The organism is Owariibacterium komagatae (assembly GCF_045865535.1).
Taxonomy (GTDB): domain Bacteria; phylum Bacillota; class Clostridia; order Oscillospirales; family Ruminococcaceae; genus Ruthenibacterium; species Ruthenibacterium komagatae.
In genome coordinates, this window is the sequence record NZ_AP031406.1 from 1611379 (window position 1) to 1626670 (window position 15292).

Annotated in this window: 17 protein-coding genes and 1 CRISPR repeat array; of the genes, 2 read left to right on the forward strand and 15 right to left on the reverse strand. The window is 48.8% G+C overall.

Annotated elements, in window-relative coordinates:
- Positions 1–423: 423 nt before the first annotated feature.
- The 13 genes from deoC to ACKTS9_RS07970 all read right to left on the reverse strand — a co-directional run bounded on the left by deoC (position 424) and on the right by ACKTS9_RS07970 (position 13410).
- Positions 424–1128, reverse strand: a complete 705-nt coding sequence (gene deoC / locus ACKTS9_RS07910) for a deoxyribose-phosphate aldolase (protein ID WP_349217051.1) — start codon at positions 1126–1128, stop codon at positions 424–426.
- A 214-nt stretch (positions 1129–1342) separates the two neighbouring features.
- Positions 1343–1633 (reverse strand): hypothetical protein, encoded by a 291-nt coding sequence (locus tag ACKTS9_RS07915; RefSeq protein WP_349217050.1) that lies wholly within the window; start codon positions 1631–1633, stop codon positions 1343–1345.
- Between the two features lie 234 nt (positions 1634–1867).
- A complete protein-coding gene (locus ACKTS9_RS07920; protein WP_349217049.1) occupies positions 1868–2041 on the reverse strand; it encodes a hypothetical protein in 174 nt (57 codons plus the stop codon).
- Positions 2041–2193, reverse strand: coding sequence for a hypothetical protein (locus ACKTS9_RS07925; protein ID WP_349217048.1), 153 nt, complete (start codon positions 2191–2193; stop codon positions 2041–2043). The genes ACKTS9_RS07920 and ACKTS9_RS07925 overlap by 1 nt, the downstream gene beginning before the upstream one ends.
- 74 nt (positions 2194–2267) lie before the next feature.
- On the reverse strand, positions 2268–2390 hold the full coding sequence (locus tag ACKTS9_RS07930; RefSeq protein ID WP_349217047.1) for a hypothetical protein: 123 nt from the start codon (positions 2388–2390) through the stop codon (positions 2268–2270).
- A gap of 595 nt (positions 2391–2985) precedes the next feature.
- Positions 2986–4009: a CRISPR direct-repeat array (repeat unit 36 nt; unit sequence GTTTGACTACCATCTAAAACAACACGACTCTCAAAC).
- Between the two features lie 68 nt (positions 4010–4077).
- Positions 4078–4770, reverse strand: a complete 693-nt coding sequence (gene csn2 / locus ACKTS9_RS07935) for a type II-A CRISPR-associated protein Csn2 (protein WP_349217046.1) — start codon at positions 4768–4770, stop codon at positions 4078–4080.
- Positions 4767–5087, reverse strand: a complete 321-nt coding sequence (gene cas2 / locus ACKTS9_RS07940; RefSeq protein ID WP_349217044.1) for a CRISPR-associated endonuclease Cas2 — start codon at positions 5085–5087, stop codon at positions 4767–4769. The genes csn2 and cas2 overlap by 4 nt, the downstream gene beginning before the upstream one ends.
- The gene (gene cas1 / locus ACKTS9_RS07945; protein ID WP_407880018.1) at positions 5077–5952 is read right to left on the reverse strand and encodes a type II CRISPR-associated endonuclease Cas1; all 876 of its coding nucleotides are present in this window, start codon (positions 5950–5952) and stop codon (positions 5077–5079) included. The genes cas2 and cas1 overlap by 11 nt, the downstream gene beginning before the upstream one ends.
- Entirely contained in the window at positions 5949–9989 is a 4041-nt protein-coding gene (gene cas9, locus ACKTS9_RS07950; protein WP_349217042.1) for a type II CRISPR RNA-guided endonuclease Cas9, read from the reverse strand. The genes cas1 and cas9 overlap by 4 nt, the downstream gene beginning before the upstream one ends.
- A 469-nt stretch (positions 9990–10458) precedes the next feature.
- Positions 10459–10683 (reverse strand): hypothetical protein, encoded by a 225-nt coding sequence (locus ACKTS9_RS07955; RefSeq protein WP_407880020.1) that lies wholly within the window; start codon positions 10681–10683, stop codon positions 10459–10461.
- A gap of 5 nt (positions 10684–10688) precedes the next feature.
- On the reverse strand, positions 10689–11261 hold the full coding sequence (locus ACKTS9_RS07960; protein WP_407880022.1) for a recombinase family protein: 573 nt from the start codon (positions 11259–11261) through the stop codon (positions 10689–10691).
- A 55-nt stretch (positions 11262–11316) separates the two neighbouring features.
- Positions 11317–12297, reverse strand: a complete 981-nt coding sequence (locus ACKTS9_RS07965) for a class II glutamine amidotransferase (protein ID WP_407880024.1) — start codon at positions 12295–12297, stop codon at positions 11317–11319.
- A 3-nt stretch (positions 12298–12300) separates the two neighbouring features.
- A complete protein-coding gene (locus ACKTS9_RS07970; protein ID WP_407880026.1) occupies positions 12301–13410 on the reverse strand; it encodes an amidoligase family protein in 1110 nt (369 codons plus the stop codon).
- A gap of 290 nt (positions 13411–13700) precedes the next feature.
- On the opposite strand from ACKTS9_RS07970, the gene ACKTS9_RS07975 reads away from it, so the two are divergent.
- Both ACKTS9_RS07975 and ACKTS9_RS07980 read left to right on the forward strand, forming a co-directional pair.
- A complete protein-coding gene (locus ACKTS9_RS07975) occupies positions 13701–14003 on the forward strand; it encodes a type II toxin-antitoxin system RelB/DinJ family antitoxin (RefSeq protein WP_349217039.1) in 303 nt (100 codons plus the stop codon).
- Positions 14000–14308, forward strand: a complete 309-nt coding sequence (locus ACKTS9_RS07980) for a type II toxin-antitoxin system RelE/ParE family toxin (protein ID WP_407880029.1) — start codon at positions 14000–14002, stop codon at positions 14306–14308. The genes ACKTS9_RS07975 and ACKTS9_RS07980 overlap by 4 nt, the downstream gene beginning before the upstream one ends.
- 15 nt (positions 14309–14323) lie before the next feature.
- Here the strand turns inward: ACKTS9_RS07980 and ACKTS9_RS07985 are convergent, their stop codons facing one another.
- Positions 14324–14527 (reverse strand): helix-turn-helix domain-containing protein, encoded by a 204-nt coding sequence (locus ACKTS9_RS07985; RefSeq protein ID WP_407880032.1) that lies wholly within the window; start codon positions 14525–14527, stop codon positions 14324–14326.
- 179 nt (positions 14528–14706) lie between these two features.
- Positions 14707–15135, reverse strand: a complete 429-nt coding sequence (locus ACKTS9_RS07990; protein ID WP_407880034.1) for a hypothetical protein — start codon at positions 15133–15135, stop codon at positions 14707–14709.
- Between the last annotated feature and the right edge of the window lie 157 nt (positions 15136–15292).

Here is a 15292-nt window from a genome sequence, read left to right on the forward strand (position 1 = left end):
TGACGAGGAAGCCATCCGTGCCGATTGAGCGACTCCCTGCACAGCGTGATGCCACGCTGCTCCGTCAAATCCGCGAGCACACGCACGTTTGCGATGCTGCACTGCCACGCTCCTTTTGTCTGCTAACCATGTACAGTTTGCTGTTCATAGCCGTCACACCCAGCTCTTTGAGCACTAACGGTGGCTAGCGCCAAAACGCAAATGTATTCTCTACGACGGTCGAAACGGCCGATGAAATATTCTCGCCAGGACGCGTCCCATAACTGCCAGTCAATCCAATGCCGCTGCGCCCGTCCGCTTCTTGCAGTCTGGCAATCTATTTGGAACACATCCCGTGCAGAAAATTTCGAGGATATCGAAACTGCGTTTTGCAATTTTTCTACATACGGAACGTAGCCGTCTCCCCATAAATCCCGTACTTCATCACTGTTTTTCTCGGGTGTTCTGCATAGATTTGAAGCCCTCGACGATCTCAATGCCGCGGCTCGTGCCGATGCGGCTTGCGCCTGCTTCGATCATCGCCAGCGCCTGTTCGGCGGTGCGGATGCCGCCCGCGGCCTTGATGAGTAGCTTATCCCCAACGCACGATTTCATCAGACGCACATCGTCAACGGTCGCGCCGTGGGTGCCGAAACCAGTGGATGTCTTGATGAACACCGGCTTCACACGCAGCGCCACCTCGCACAGCTTTTTTTTCTCATCGTCTGTCAGGTAGCAGTTTTCAAAAATCACCTTGCTCGTGATGCCCCTCTCGCGGCAGGCCTCCACGATCCGGCGCATCTCCTCCTCGACGTAGTCCCAATTGCCGCTTTTAAGCTCGACGAGGTTCACCACATAATCGACCTCGCCCGCGCCCTTTTCGATAACGTCGATCGTCTCGAACACCTTCGTCTCGATGGTGCACTGTCCTAGCGGAAAACTCACCGCCGCGTCACACAGTACGCCTGTGCCCTCGAGGATCTTTTTGCAAAACGGCACTGGTGCGTTGTTGATTGCAACGGTTTTGAAATGGTATTTTGCGGCGCCCTCGCAGTGCTTGCGCAACTGCTCCAGCGTGGCGTCCGGTTTGAGCAACGTCTGGTCAATCATTCCGGCCAACGTCTCCGCGGTCAGCTCATTCACATTCATCACGTTTCCCTCCTGTAATTCATTTCCATTTTGCAAGGCCGCTGTAGGTATCCAGCAGCGCATGATGGCTCTGATCGAACGACTGTTTGAGCTCGCTGTATTTTTGTGATTCCCCCAGTTGGGCTCCGCCACGTCGTCGATGCGGATAAAGCGGTCAATCGCAGTGAAATCGTGCAGCACATCCGCTCCGACGCCCGCACCGATTGACGCACCCTCATCCAGCCAATTGAGTCTCTTGCCTGTGCGCCGCAGATATCCGCCAGCGCATGGCGGGCCAGGTCGCCCTTGGCAAGTCACCGATTACATTCAACACGGTGAGATCCGTCTCTGCACGGAACACCTCCATGATGATGTACAAATTTATCAGAATTCCTCCGATACACGCCCAGAGCATATCCCCGCGCGCCTCGCTGTTCCAGCGGGGGCTACGCTCACCCATAATGTACGGCAAAAACAGCAGCCCGTTTGCGCCCGGGGGCGAGGCGGCGATCTCCTTGTCCTTCATGTGATAAGCGCTGCCGCCGGTCTTCTCCGCGATGCGCTCCAGATCGCGGCACAGCGTTTCTTCATGAGCTTAAACGAGTTTCCCGCGACCTATATCGTACCACTGCGAGAATATTTGCCCAGGATCATGTGCGCCCATTTGTACGTGCGCAGCTGCGGGTCGAAGATGGTCGCGTCGCCGGTGAAGACCACCTATGACGACGACCCAAGCAAGATCGTTGAGCGTGTCGTTGCTTCAGACGCTGCCCACGCCCACCGCCGCACATACGCCGTCGCCGCCAATCACGATGGGCGTGCCTGACGCAAGGCCGCACTTCGCAGCCACCGCGCCCGCCACATGCGTGAACAGATACAACTTCGCGAGAAGCGACGTACCGATACGTGCACGTCCAGAATTCGCTGCGACCACTACAGACGGTTCAGGTCGAGGCAATTCGTTCCGGACGCGTCCGAATAGTCCGTCACAAATTCCCCTGTCAGACGAAACAGAATGTCGTCCTTTGCTAAAATCTTATCGAGACGCACCATCTCCTCTTCGCTGATTCCCACTCGGTGCAGCACAGGCTTTTTTCCAGCTGTTCCACGCTGGACGCGCCGCCGATGATGGATGCTACCTCGAACTTCTGTCGCAGCCGTTAAAGATGTCCCATTTCCTCCGCGAGCGCCTTGATTTTGTGCGCCGCGCCGCCATAGACATGAAACGCTTTACCGACCAGCTTGGGGTTTGTATCGCGGATATCGTGAGAGGAAAAGCCCACCACATTGTCTCCTATGTTTTCTCCAATAAGACGTTCGCATTCAGCCAGCGCATCTGATAGAGCCCCATGTATTTAGTCAGATTATTAAATAAGGTCGTCCATTGTCTCGTAGATGGTGCGAACGGAATTGCTCTCACTCGCATCGCCCCAGTCGCCGCACATGTTCCGGCATCCGGTTCCGAGCACAAAACTCTCTCTGAATTTTAAAAATCTTTTTAAGCTATATATTTCTATCTTCTTTTCTTCGCAAAATCACGTATTCTTCTCTGGCGTTTTTGTGGTATCGGTTCCACATTTTTGCCCAAAATCCTATCACACAAACGTTAAAAATATTTTTATCTATATATAACTATATAACATCTATAACATCTTTTATTCAAAATGTCAATTGTTTTAATTTTTTCTATTTTATTGGGATTTTAATGACTGCTGCGGGATCATTCAGGCTTTTATCCATCACCCCGTCTACAAACTATAAATTACGTTTTACCGTTGAATATAGCACATTGCCCCGATGACAGTCAACATTATAGACAATTTGATTAAATAACAATATTTCCCAAAAATCTTCAGAGTTTCCATTATTGGCAGATAGGGTTCACTACCATCTAAAACAACACGACTCTCAAACGCGAATACGGGTTGGGTAGTTTGGCACTTGTTTGACTACCATCTAAAACAACACGACTCTCAAACCCTATCTGACAGAGGTATGTACGCCACTTGTTTGACTACCATCTAAAACAACACGACTCTCAAACTGCAGATAGAAAGGAACAGGAAATGACAATGTTTGACTACCATCTAAAACAACACGACTCTCAAACTGTTCGTGATAGGCTTACGCAAAAGCTGAAGTTTGACTACCATCTAAAACAACACGACTCTCAAACTTAGATCATAAAGAGAAAGAATAATCACCAGTTTGACTACCATCTAAAACAACACGACTCTCAAACTCCGGGCGTTTCTCTATGCTTTCGCCTTTTGTTTGACTACCATCTAAAACAACACGACTCTCAAACTCAATATTCTTGATGGTGTCGGTCAGCTTGGTTTGACTACCATCTAAAACAACACGACTCTCAAACGTGTGATCGGATTCAAAGGGTATCGGCCGAGTTTGACTACCATCTAAAACAACACGACTCTCAAACAGGATTTCAAGCCAGAGGTCAGAGATTGGTGTTTGACTACCATCTAAAACAACACGACTCTCAAACGGAACTTTAACGGGATACGCTACATACGTAGTTTGACTACCATCTAAAACAACACGACTCTCAAACATGCTGGGTCAAAACCTGCTTGCGAATCTGGTTTGACTACCATCTAAAACAACACGACTCTCAAACTGCTGAACTTCATCATTTACACCAGACTGAGTTTGACTACCATCTAAAACAACACGACTCTCAAACCTTTTTCATAATGATCTAAGGTGATTGTATGTTTGACTACCATCTAAAACAACACGACTCTCAAACTAGGACGACGGCTCATCACCTTGGACATGGGTTTGACTACCATCTAAAACAACACGACTCTCAAACCTCATGTGGTTGGTGCCGATCGGCTGGCTCGTTTGACTACCATCTAAAACAACACGACTCTCAAACCTCAAATTGAAAGAAACGCCACGACACCGCGCTGTGTGTTTCAGATAGATTGACCTACCATTTATAGTTTATAACAATGATGCATTTGAATCAAGACGCAGTTCACAGAGTCCAGCGTCCAACAGGCAGATTTCTTCTTGCGGCAGCGGAGCTGTCAGCCGCTGTTCCATCAACAGAATCTTCCACTTTTGATAGGCGGCCATCCGGTACAGTTCACAGAGCTCTTTCTCTGAAAAAAATGCGTGAGCCTCCACCAGAACGAAACACTGGTTTTTCATCAGTCCCTGATACAGTTCAATGTACTGCATCAGGCGTTCCAGCGGATGCGCCCCATCCAGAACCGGTTGGCAGCGCAGCGCTTTCAGCAGCGGCAGCACATATTCGCCTTCGGAAAAACTGACCGGATACTCCACTGCGCCGACCAGCATTTGCAGATACTCTTCAATGCTCTGCTGCAATATATGGGTGGATGTCGCCAGTTCTTCCTGTACGGTCCACTGCAGCCGTGCCTGAAAACGGTTTTGCAGCTTTCGGTCATCCAATGAAAGGCACATAAGATCCCGCAGTACATGTACATGCTCCGCACAATCCAGTGTCTCATAGTCAAGCGACAGAACAAAATCCCCCTCTTCCCCTTGGGCCTGCTCGCTGAGCATGAACACCATGCTTCGGAAGGTTTCCGGTGCTTCAATCACCCAAACCGGAACACGGCCTTCTTTCCAATGCAGCGGGGATGAAAGCAGCGGGTGTGCCAATCTCATAGAATCACCAACCGTTCTTCATCATCAATAATTTCCGTATGATATTCTCCCAGAACAAACTCCATGCGGGAAAACTGCTTTTCTGTGACCAAAAGCATCTGCACCAGCCCTTTGTGCGGCCTGCGGCTGCGCACGCCGTCCATGATACTTCGTGCCGCTGTGGGGTTCAAGGCTAGCTTGCAATATACAGATTCCTGCATCATTAAAAAACCGTCTTTCACCAGCGCCCGACGAAAGCGGGCATATTCGCGCCGTTCCGCTTTGGTCTCCACCGGCAAATCAAAAAACACCAGCACTCGCATAAATCTACCATTCATACTCGATCCATTTAATTTCTGCCATATCTCCGCTTTCCAGCGCCCGGAACAGCCCTGCGCAATACAACCGGATTGCGTACAGAAGATACTGACGCTTACCGTTGTACTGCACTTCACGGTTCAGCAGCCGTACCAAAGCGATTTTTTCTTCCCGCCCCAACTCTTGCGGGCATAGTTCCAGCACTGTTCCATCCACCAACGGCCGCAGGGGTTCAACAAAGTCGCATCCCAAATTGAACGGATTAAATGTATTTTCATGGGCGATTCCCAGCTGATTGAGATATCCCGCAGCGGAAATCTCACGGTTGATTGCCGACAGCAGCAAACTGTACCCATAATTCAATGCCGCATTGACCGGATCACTTCCGGAGCGGGTGAACTCTGCGCCAAACAACGCGTTAAAATAGACTTTTGCCGCATGTCCCTCGCGATTTGTGATATCGTCCCACTGAAGTTGTTCTATATATACGGTGAGTATGTCTGCCTGCGGCAAGCCGCGGCAGCGCAGATGATCCCGCTGCCGCCGCAGCTTTTCCCTCACGATTTCCGTCCATACTTGCTGACACACCGTCCGTTCCCAGCCAATTTGACAGCGAATACGAGCACTGCTGTCGTGGCTGCCATTGACGGGAACCAGTTCGGCACACGGATTTCGGTCATGGTCGCAAAAGATCACTTTAATTTTGCGCCGCATCAGTTCGCACAACAAATAGGCCGTAAGGGAGACCGCTGTGCTTTCCACCATCAGCACGCCGATCTCGCTGAGGTGAATGCGCTTCACTTCATCAAGCGTACGCACTACAAGATAGTCCAGTTTATAATCCAGCTTTGCGTTGCTTGCCACCATCACGACCCGCCAACTCACTGCGCAACCTCCGCCAACAAATCGATTTGCTTTTCAAAAACGCCTGTCACGGACTGATGGATCAGCTTCAACTCGTGGCCCTGGTAGTTGTCCAGATTTTTGGAGAGCAGAAGTATCCCGATACCCGCTTTCCCGTTTAACAATTTTAAATCCGCACTAGCCGCGTTGTCGGCAAACAGGTTCAGCAGCTGCATCAGAATGCGGCACTGATCCGGAACGGTGAGCGTCCCGAATTTTTCCTGCTGTTCGCGCACTGTACTGGCTGCGGTCTCCAGCCGGATACGGTACAGGCGATTCTCCAATTTTTCCAACAGCAGCTGATAGAACTGAACATTCTGCTCCGCTGTCAAACCGTCATACCGGGTAATCGGCAAGTCTGCTTTTGCGCTTTTGCAGCGCTCCAGATATTTTGCAATGTTTTTGACATATTGGTGCCAAACATCATCCACCACCAATGGATTTGCATTTTTAAAACTGATTTGATTGTTAGTGCGTCCGGAAACATGCATGCGGAAACCATCAAAAGACAGCAGTGAATCAATGCGCACCTTGTTCAGCAGGATCACCGGCTGCTGTAAATCTAAAATTTCCCGGCAATAGCGCTGCGCATCCTGTTCATACAACCCCTGATGAAGCAGGAAGACGGTTTCCAGAGAACGAACTCGTTTTTTCTTTTTAGTATGTTCTACAAGAATAAAATACGCACCGGTAAGTTTATTGTATCCGCCGTACTTCTCAACAGCCATTCGAGGATCAGACGATTTGATAGAAGTCTGACCTTGTTTTTTGGGGACAATCAGCTGATCGAACAGGCCACCGCCCACCTCCGATGTACGGCGTGTGAGCAGAATATTGTTTTTCGCCATCGTGCGGCGCACAACCGCAATGCTGCCAGCCTCCCCGGCGATCCATGCACGTTCACCACCGCGCTCCACATCAAAATCAAACATCCGGTTCAGGCTGTAACGTGCATCTTTCTGACGGATAAAATTGGCCGGGGTGCGCGTGAATTTAACGTGATAGACGTTTCCTGCTACGATATTCAAGTAGGCGTCCTTCGCATGATGGAACACATTGATTTCACGACATTTTACAAACAGCGGGTCCTGTATCGTATGAATACCCTTGCACTGACCGGCCTGCATTCTATCTCCATCAGCTGTCAGGCGCTGATCGTGCCGGAACGAGGAAACATTCCCCGCTTTTACATACACTATTTCTGTATTCTTCCCGAATTTACGCTGCAGCAGCTCCGCCACGATCTTGCTTGACTGGCGCGTTTCCACCAGTTGCCGCGCAATAAAGCTCGCCTGTTCCTCCGCTGTGAAGCCGGTTGCGCGGGTAAGCCGGTCAAATTTCTCCTTGCTGATCAGTTCCTTTTTTCTCAGCTGCGCCCACAATGGTATCATCTGCTTACGAATCTCAGCGGCAATGGGATATGTATCTGATTTTGCCGCATTCAGCTGACGTTTCACCAGCACGCGATTGCGCAGACTGTCATCCTTTGTTTTGCTTTGCGGGTAGATGTGATCAATGTCATAATCGGAATCCAGTCGCTCCAAATCAATCGCTTCGCCGCTGTACATACACCGCCCCAGCTGCGTGTAATACAGGTACAGCTTGTCGCGCCGCAGCTCTCCCTCCGTCTGGCTCTGAAGCTGCTGGAACAGTTCTCCGCTCTCTTCCCCGCACTTTCTATACAAAGTCTCCAGTTGCGCTTTCCGAGAAACTGTGCGCACGCCCTTTTCGCCATCTTCGCGCGCCATTTCCACAAAAATGCGCTTCGGCGGCGCTTTCATGATTTTTTCGATCTCACCTGCAATTTCAATCACCTGGTGGATAGCACGTTTGATTCCCGGCGAGGCGTAACTTTCGTCAAGATAGTTCTGCAATGTCATCTCACTGCCGGAAAATTTATCTCTGCGATACGCCTCTACCGCTTGCGCAAACGTGTATTTTCCGCTGAGCAATTCCATCAAATTATCATTGGTACGCCACAGCATGTCCAGAATCGAAAACGCTTCTCCGGTAGTCTTGTCCACATGAAAAATCTTTGTCAGGAATGCGTTTGAGAGTCTGCCCCATCCGCTTGCGCGAAAAGCCAGTGCTTTTCTCTCCTCCTCCGCTGAGAGCATCGTTCCATATGTTTTGTGCAACCAGCTGCGCAGCAATTTCCGGTCTTCTCCGAACAGCGTAATATGTCGGATGATTTCTTCCGCCGCCTCGAATCCTCCCGGACGCTGCAGCAGCCAATCGTAATGTTTCCACGGGGCAAGCGTTGCTTTGATCTCATTGTCGAAACCGCCCAGACGGTCTTCCTTCCCCAGTTGCAAGGCATTGCGCAGTTTCGTCTGCGTCACCTTTTTCCCTGTAAGAAACAGTTCTTTATAAAGCATCTGCTTTTGCTGCACGGAAATCTCTTTTCCGTTTATCGTAAGATTGTTGAGCTCATTCAGCACCATAAATTTTGTGTACAAAAGAGAATCTTTCGGTAAAACATCTTCTCCGAGATAGCTGCACTTGGCGGTCATACGCGTAATAAAATTGTGACGGCATTGTTCCAGATCCACCACCCGCTCAAAATTCCACGGATAGATCTTCTCGTTGCTGCGCACAATCCAGCTGTTTGGGGACCGGCTGTCCAGAGGGCCAACATAATACGGGACGCGAAAGCAGAACATCTGATGGATACGCTGTGCCAAAGTCAGTCCGGTCTCATCCGCCTGCTGTAAAAAAGGCAAATACTTTTGCGCGTTTTCCAGAATCCTCACCAGTTCCATCTCGTGAAGCTGATGAGGAATGATACCGTTGTTTTTGCTTGTCGGTCTCGGCAAAAACGTTCCGCATTCCAGTTCTTCCAATATCTCGTCTATCTGCGGGACAGAATCCCGCAGCGAATGGAGCTTTCCCGTCAGGTATTTACGGAATTGATCATAATCGCAGCGGTAATTTGCAGCTCCTTTTCCGGCATAGGCGGGATAATTATCCAGCTTTTTTCCGGCAGTATGAAATATCTCTCTGTAGAGTTTCGAATCTGCATGCTCTTTCAGCACCATTTTCAGTCTCTTCAGGTCTGATTCATGTTTTTGATATGTCTTTACCTTTGCAAAGGAGAGATATTTTTCTCCGTCCAGCATCGTCTCCAGTCGCGACCAGTCATAAATTTCCTTGACAGCCAGAATCAATTCGATGCAGTCACCCAAACGTTCCACAAGCTTTTCTTCATAGAGATCAAATTCATCTTCCAGACTGATCTTGTCGATTTCATCGTTCGCGGTTCCTTCTCCGTACAAGCTGTTCAATGAAACCTTTGCACCTGTCAGCAGTTCTATCACTGCATAGGAGCATCCATCTTTTTTCTCCACATGAAATTGCTGTGCAAGCTGTTTTTTACGTCGCGCCTTATTCAAAGTGCGAGACAGCAGGATATCCTGTAGCTCCTGTTCATTCTCGCACAAAAACTGTTGCTCGCACACCTGTTCCACTGCTCGGGTCAGACGCTCCAATCCGGCATGCAGTGTAATTGTTTCCAAAGAAACGTCCCCATACAGGAAATGGCCACGATTTTTGAAAATGTGGTGAAGCGCAAGGTATATAAGGCGCACGTCAAAGGCATCGTCTGATTCAAGCAGTGCTTTACGCAGATGATAGATGGTTGGGTACTGGCGATGATAGTCTTTGTCACAATAATTTTTGTCCGCAAAAAGCGTGTATCTCCCCAGAGGCAAATCTGCCTGCTTGTCTTCTTCCAGAAACTTACTTTCCCGCAAGCGCTGAAAAAACGCTGGGTCCACTTTGGCGATTTCCTGCGAAAACGCTTCCTGCAGCCATTGAAGCCTGGCCCGGCGGCGTTCGATACGGCGTCTGGCAACGCGATATCCGCGTCGCTCCTGTGCAGTCTTTGCACTCTCGAACAAACGCACACCCCAGAGTGTTTTTCCATATCTTTTTTCCAGCCGATATTGAGAATCCGTCACAGCCCACCCGACTGATTCCGTACCGATGTCCAGCCCCAAATAATATGATTTTTCCTCCATTTCATTTTCCTCCTCAAACAGATTGACATCCGTGTCTGTGCGGTATAAAATGAAATTGTCTTAAGACTACCATCTAAGACAACACGACAGGTTCAAATACGGCATTGCCAAAAATACCGGTATATCCGGACTCACAGTGTGTGAAATGAAAAGCTCGCCTATGCGGGCTTTTTTGTTTTGATAGAAGCGATACACCGATGTGCTGCCCTTCGATGTCAAATGATACTATTGGGATTTCATCAATTTTTATATTTCTCAACAATAATTTTGAATATTTTTACAAATCCATTTTTATTATATTATATTTTTTGTGTATAATAAATATATTTTATGTTAAATAAAGCGCCAATAAGCTCCTGTTTTCATATTGGGACGTCCCAACGCAGAAAAGTGAGTCTATTGGCACTCTTTTTAGGTTGATTCTTTTGTCCCGTATGGGTAAACCCATATGACACTAACTTTATATTTTCTAATCGATTAGTGACTGCAAATCTTTCAAATCGACAATCAGCTCGCGGATACTATCCGACAAATCCATTTCATTTTCCTGCATTTCCATTTGCCATCGGATATTCTGCACCATTTCTTTCCAGAATTGGTTGAGCAGGCTGCGATGCATCCAGAATTGAAATTTCTGCGATATTGTGGCTCGGAATGCTTTTTCCATCATCTGCTCCATTTGTACGAAGTCCATTTTGGTCAACTCCTTTTAAAAGATTCGTTATTCTTCTGTTGGAACATTCGATAAAAGGTACTCTTGCTGACATTCATCTTCCGCATGGCCTGCGTGGCGGTCAAATTACCTTTGCGGTATTCCTCTAAAACTGGCTGAAGTTCCGTCCGGTCGATGGGTTTGCGTCCCTTGTATTTCCCGGCCTGTTTTGCGATGGCAATGCCTTCCCGCTGCCGCTGCAGGATGTACTCCCGCTCCAGTTCGGCCACGGCGGCAAATACCGTCAGCATAAATTTTCCCGTGGGCGTGGTCGTATCAATGGCTTCTTTCTTACTGACGAACCCGATGCCCTTGACGTTCAGCTGTTCCATCAGCTCCAACAGATCCCGGGTGTTTCTGGCAATGCGGCTGATGCTCTCTACCACGATGGTATCGCCCTGCCGTGCGAAAGTCAGCATCTCCTGCAGCTGGGGACGATTCGTATTTTTGCCGCTGGCCTTATCGAGATACACTTTCTCAACGCCCAGTTCCCGCATCAGAACTTCCTGACGAGCGCTGTTCTGTTCCGCGGTACTGACGCGGACATACCCGATCAACATAAACTTCATCCTCTCTTCGGTAAAAAAGAAAGCCTGCGGGCTTTCTTTTTTGCTGTTATTCATCCATCCGTGCATAGACAGTTTCTGCAATGGCATCGTAAAACGCTCCCGGCATATTCAGCAGTTCTTCAATATCACTTTCATCGAATCCTTCCTCGAGCAGAAGAAATACATCGTCTTCCAGAAATCCCATATTGCAGGCGGTTTCCATCAGAGTATCCAGAGAGGTGGCCGTGTCTTTCCTAAAATGGCGGCGGCTTTGGGGCATCCAGCAGTCATAAGCGCCGCAGTCCCACCAGCGCAGATGTTTGTGCAGGTTGGACGTATCAAAGCGGCTCATTTGCAGCCGTCCGTCCGGGCGGATGCACAAGATGTCCCCTTCGGACAGGCTGACGATCTCCTTGCTGCGCGGCAAAAAACTGCACCGGGCAAGGGCTTCTTTCAGAATGTCTGCGGTGCTGGCATAACAGATCAGACCGTTTTCAAACCGGTAGATGCAAAGCGGGCTGTTTCCCTTGACCAGATACAGATGATTGAACTGATTGAGAATTGTCAGGGAGAACGAACCTTCCAGCCGGGCAGCGGTATTACCGATGGTCTCGGCATCCAGCCGTCCGTCCTGCTCCAGAAGCTGCACCGCTACATAGCTGTCCGTCTGGATGTTTGTCTTGGGAAGATGGAAGCGCTGTTTCAGCACATCGTCATTGTGCAATACGCCGTTGTGTGCCAGAGCAAAGCGGGTATCTCCGCATATACCCGGGAACGGGTGGTTGTTGGGATTGAAGGCACTGTTTCCCTGCGTGGTCATTCGGGTGTGTCCCATGACTGCGGTCGTATGGGTCGGGACGAGCCACGTCATGGAATGAGCGGGAAGCGGCCGCTTGTAGATCCGGAGCATCTGTCCCTGTACATAGGCAATCCCGCTGGCGTCCGTCCCACGCTGCTCACTGGCCGTGGCAAGGCTGCCCGTCAATCTCCGAATCTGCTTCTGGATCAAGGTGTGCTTCGGGTCGCTGAATCCAAAGAGTCCGCACATCCGTCACACCTCGCCTTCCGCAGGAATCGGTTCGTTCACATACAGACGGCGCTCTTTCAGATACTGTACCAGCTCTGGGTATTGCTGCTCCCGGATTCCCAGCATGAGGTCGCTCCAAGAGAGCGCCTGCAATTCTTCCTGAGACAAAGAAATCGCCGCACTGCACAGTCTCTCTACAAACTGCAGTGTGGCGATCAGTGTATTGTATTTGAGTGTGCCGCGGAAGATGCGGAACTCAATGGTATTGGCGTTGGTCAGATTCACACAGGTATATCGTCCTTGATAGGACTTCTTGGCATGTTCCAGAATCTCCCGTCCGGTGTCCTTGTATCCGTACCGTGCGGCCCATTGCTCGACCTGACGCTGGGTGCGCCGGGAAAAGCGAAGCAGCTCCTGCCAGAACCGCTCGAACAGATACAGTACATTACCAATGCGTTCATCCTGCTGCGCACTGGTATTTCCGAAGAAGCTGCGGTTCACATGGACATGGAGTCCGCAGGTCGAAGCCTGATGGGAGAAATATCCGAGAGAGCGGATTTTCTCCAATGTTTCTTCCCACGGGACTTCCTGCAAGTGTGCTTTGAGTGTACAGGGATGGGTCACAAGCTCCAGCCCGTCATCCAGACTTCCGTCTGACTTGATGTATCCGTATTCTGCGTTCCGGTTGAACACGGAGAGAATTTTGCGGGCGTTGCCGGAATCCTTTCCGCCATCGTCCACTTCCAGCTCCACGCCCATGTACATGGGTCCGTCTCCGTAGAAAACCGGAATCGGTTTGTACGAGTAGCAGTGGATGGCTTGTCCGGCTTCATGGAAACAATCTTCACAATAGGGGGATGTTTCATCGTCATCGTCTTCCTGATAATACGCGGATGAGAACGAGATCAGCCGACCGCATCGGACACAGCGGGTATAGTGCGAATCGTAACAGGCTTCACACAGAGGCGTTTCACTGTCTCCGGCATCGTGTTCGCGCCAGATGCGCTCGCCGCAGTAACTGCAAACAGTGGTGTCCGTTTCGGCACAGGACGGACAGACGGCTTCGTCGCCCACATACAGGGCTGTTTCCGGGCGGAGCTCTGCTCCACATTGGGTACAAACAATTTGGCTCATTTTTCCTACTCCTTTTTGTTTTTGAGAAAACAGTCGGAAGCGGCCATCAGGACGGCGACCGCAAAGGTCAGTGCCGCCTCGATGGCCGCTTTATTCAGGGCAGGAATATCTTTTTTGTGAACATATTCATTCCTCCTTGTATTAATATTCAGAGGAATGATATATGTTTCAGATTTACGCGGTTGCGGGAATCAGTTGGAGCGCCAACAATGTAGCTACCAAGTGGCTACATTGTTGACAAAGTGAAATCAATCAGGGTATACTATTCTTGAGATCAGGAGGTGATCCGAATGAAAAATGTTGTTTCAGCTCCAAAGACGGATATGTTCCGGATTCGAATCAATCCCGAACTGCGCCAGCAGCTCGAAGAAGTGTATGGAAAAAACGGACTTACTCTGACAGATGCGGTCAATGTGTTTTTTCAACAATCTCTGAATGCCGGTGGATTTCCTTTCACTGTGAACGAAAACAATGCCGAGATCATAAAAGGAAAGGCGATGGCCCGGCTGATGAAAGAGCTGGCAGCAGCGCAGAATGATCCTGTCACGCATTCCGAAGAAGATGTCTATGCCATGTTCGGAGTAGAAAAATGAACGTTGTGTACAAACATCTGGCTGCAGTGGATCTTCAGAGGACACAGGAATACATCGAAACGAAGCTCGGCAATCCCCAAGCGGCGCGAAAGCTGATTTCATCCATTCTGCATGCAGTGTCCCTGCTGCTGGAAAATCCGATGATGGGGATTTCCATGGAAGCGAAATTCGGAATTGAATCTTCCATTCGCTTTTTTGTCGTTGCGAAGCAGCTGGTTTTTTATGAAATCACGGACGAAGACACTTTGACCGTACTGCGGGTATTGGATGGACGTCAGGATTATCTTTCGATTCTTTTCGGCTGAAGAGTGCCCTATCCGTCATACAGGATGCTTTTTGATGAAGTCGATCAGATCCTTTCTGTAAATTCTCCAACTTCCGCCTACTTTGCATGCCGGTAACTTACCGCTTTGCAGCAGTCTGTAAACTGTGTTTGGATGCAGATCCAGCAATTCACTGACATCGGACGGACGAAGAACGATGCAGGCATCTTCCAACTCGTCCTCGATTGTATTATGCTCCATTGAATCAAAGAAACACATGATAAATCACTCCTTGTAAAAATAGTGAGAATTGCACATTACTGTGCTGTTTCACAAATTTCCACCAATTTTATCAATCACAAGACAAAATAAAATCGGCTGAATTCCCCACATGCCTGTATACAGGCGCTGGAGAATTTTCAGCCGATTTTTTATAGTGTTCAAAAGACAGACAGACAACAAAAAACAGATCTTCCTATCGTTTCAAAGAATGCAAGAAATGTTGGGTCTAGACTCAACCATTTAGCTCGTTCAGATTCTTTTTGTATCCTTCGTTTTTCCTCATTGCGATAGGCAGGATGAGCCTTATGGACGGCAACGACGAATTGTCCTGAATATCGGATGCCAGACTTTATGTAAGTAAGACTAGTATTTGCCAGGATTAACAGACGCAGCAAATCACAAGCGGCCAATGGAAGCGATTGGCGGATTTTTTGATGAAGGTTGGATAAAGATAGATTTGAGACATCGCATAAATCTGTTGCGGAAAATTTTGAATTACTAACGGCTTCTTCTGCTTTCTTCCATTTTTGTGCAAATATGCTATTGTAGTTTTCGCGCCGAAATTTTTTAAATGAGTTCGATTGCATTTGTCAGGCCCCACTTTTCATATGTTTCGAAACTAAAAACTTAGAAAGTCGAAAATAGTCAAAAAAACAGAAAATAAGGCACATGTGGCACAATTTACAATATTAAACACAACATATGGTATATTCATAAGATGTCAATCCCGAGGGAATATGTTTT

What these genes read in the sequence shown, in the direction of transcription:
- deoC (WP_349217051.1), bottom strand. Translation starts at nt 1,128, where the DNA reads ATGAATGTGAATGAGCTGACCGCGGAGACGTTGGCCGGAATGATTGAC.
- ACKTS9_RS07915 (WP_349217050.1), bottom strand. Translation starts at nt 1,633, where the DNA reads ATGAAGGACAAGGAGATCGCCGCCTCGCCCCCGGGCGCAAACGGGCTG.
- csn2 (WP_349217046.1), bottom strand. Translation starts at nt 4,770, where the DNA reads ATGAGATTGGCACACCCGCTGCTTTCATCCCCGCTGCATTGGAAAGAA.
- cas2 (WP_349217044.1), bottom strand. Translation starts at nt 5,087, where the DNA reads ATGAATGGTAGATTTATGCGAGTGCTGGTGTTTTTTGATTTGCCGGTG.
- cas9 (WP_349217042.1), bottom strand. Translation starts at nt 9,989, where the DNA reads ATGGAGGAAAAATCATATTATTTGGGGCTGGACATCGGTACGGAATCA.
- ACKTS9_RS07955 (WP_407880020.1), bottom strand. Translation starts at nt 10,683, where the DNA reads ATGGACTTCGTACAAATGGAGCAGATGATGGAAAAAGCATTCCGAGCC.
- ACKTS9_RS07960 (WP_407880022.1), bottom strand. Translation starts at nt 11,261, where the DNA reads ATGTTGATCGGGTATGTCCGCGTCAGTACCGCGGAACAGAACAGCGCT.
- ACKTS9_RS07965 (WP_407880024.1), bottom strand. Translation starts at nt 12,297, where the DNA reads ATGTGCGGACTCTTTGGATTCAGCGACCCGAAGCACACCTTGATCCAG.
- ACKTS9_RS07970 (WP_407880026.1), bottom strand. Translation starts at nt 13,410, where the DNA reads ATGAGCCAAATTGTTTGTACCCAATGTGGAGCAGAGCTCCGCCCGGAA.
- ACKTS9_RS07975 (WP_349217039.1), top strand. Translation starts at nt 13,701, where the DNA reads ATGAAAAATGTTGTTTCAGCTCCAAAGACGGATATGTTCCGGATTCGA.
- ACKTS9_RS07980 (WP_407880029.1), top strand. Translation starts at nt 14,000, where the DNA reads ATGAACGTTGTGTACAAACATCTGGCTGCAGTGGATCTTCAGAGGACA.
- ACKTS9_RS07985 (WP_407880032.1), bottom strand. Translation starts at nt 14,527, where the DNA reads ATGGAGCATAATACAATCGAGGACGAGTTGGAAGATGCCTGCATCGTT.
- ACKTS9_RS07990 (WP_407880034.1), bottom strand. Translation starts at nt 15,135, where the DNA reads ATGCAATCGAACTCATTTAAAAAATTTCGGCGCGAAAACTACAATAGC.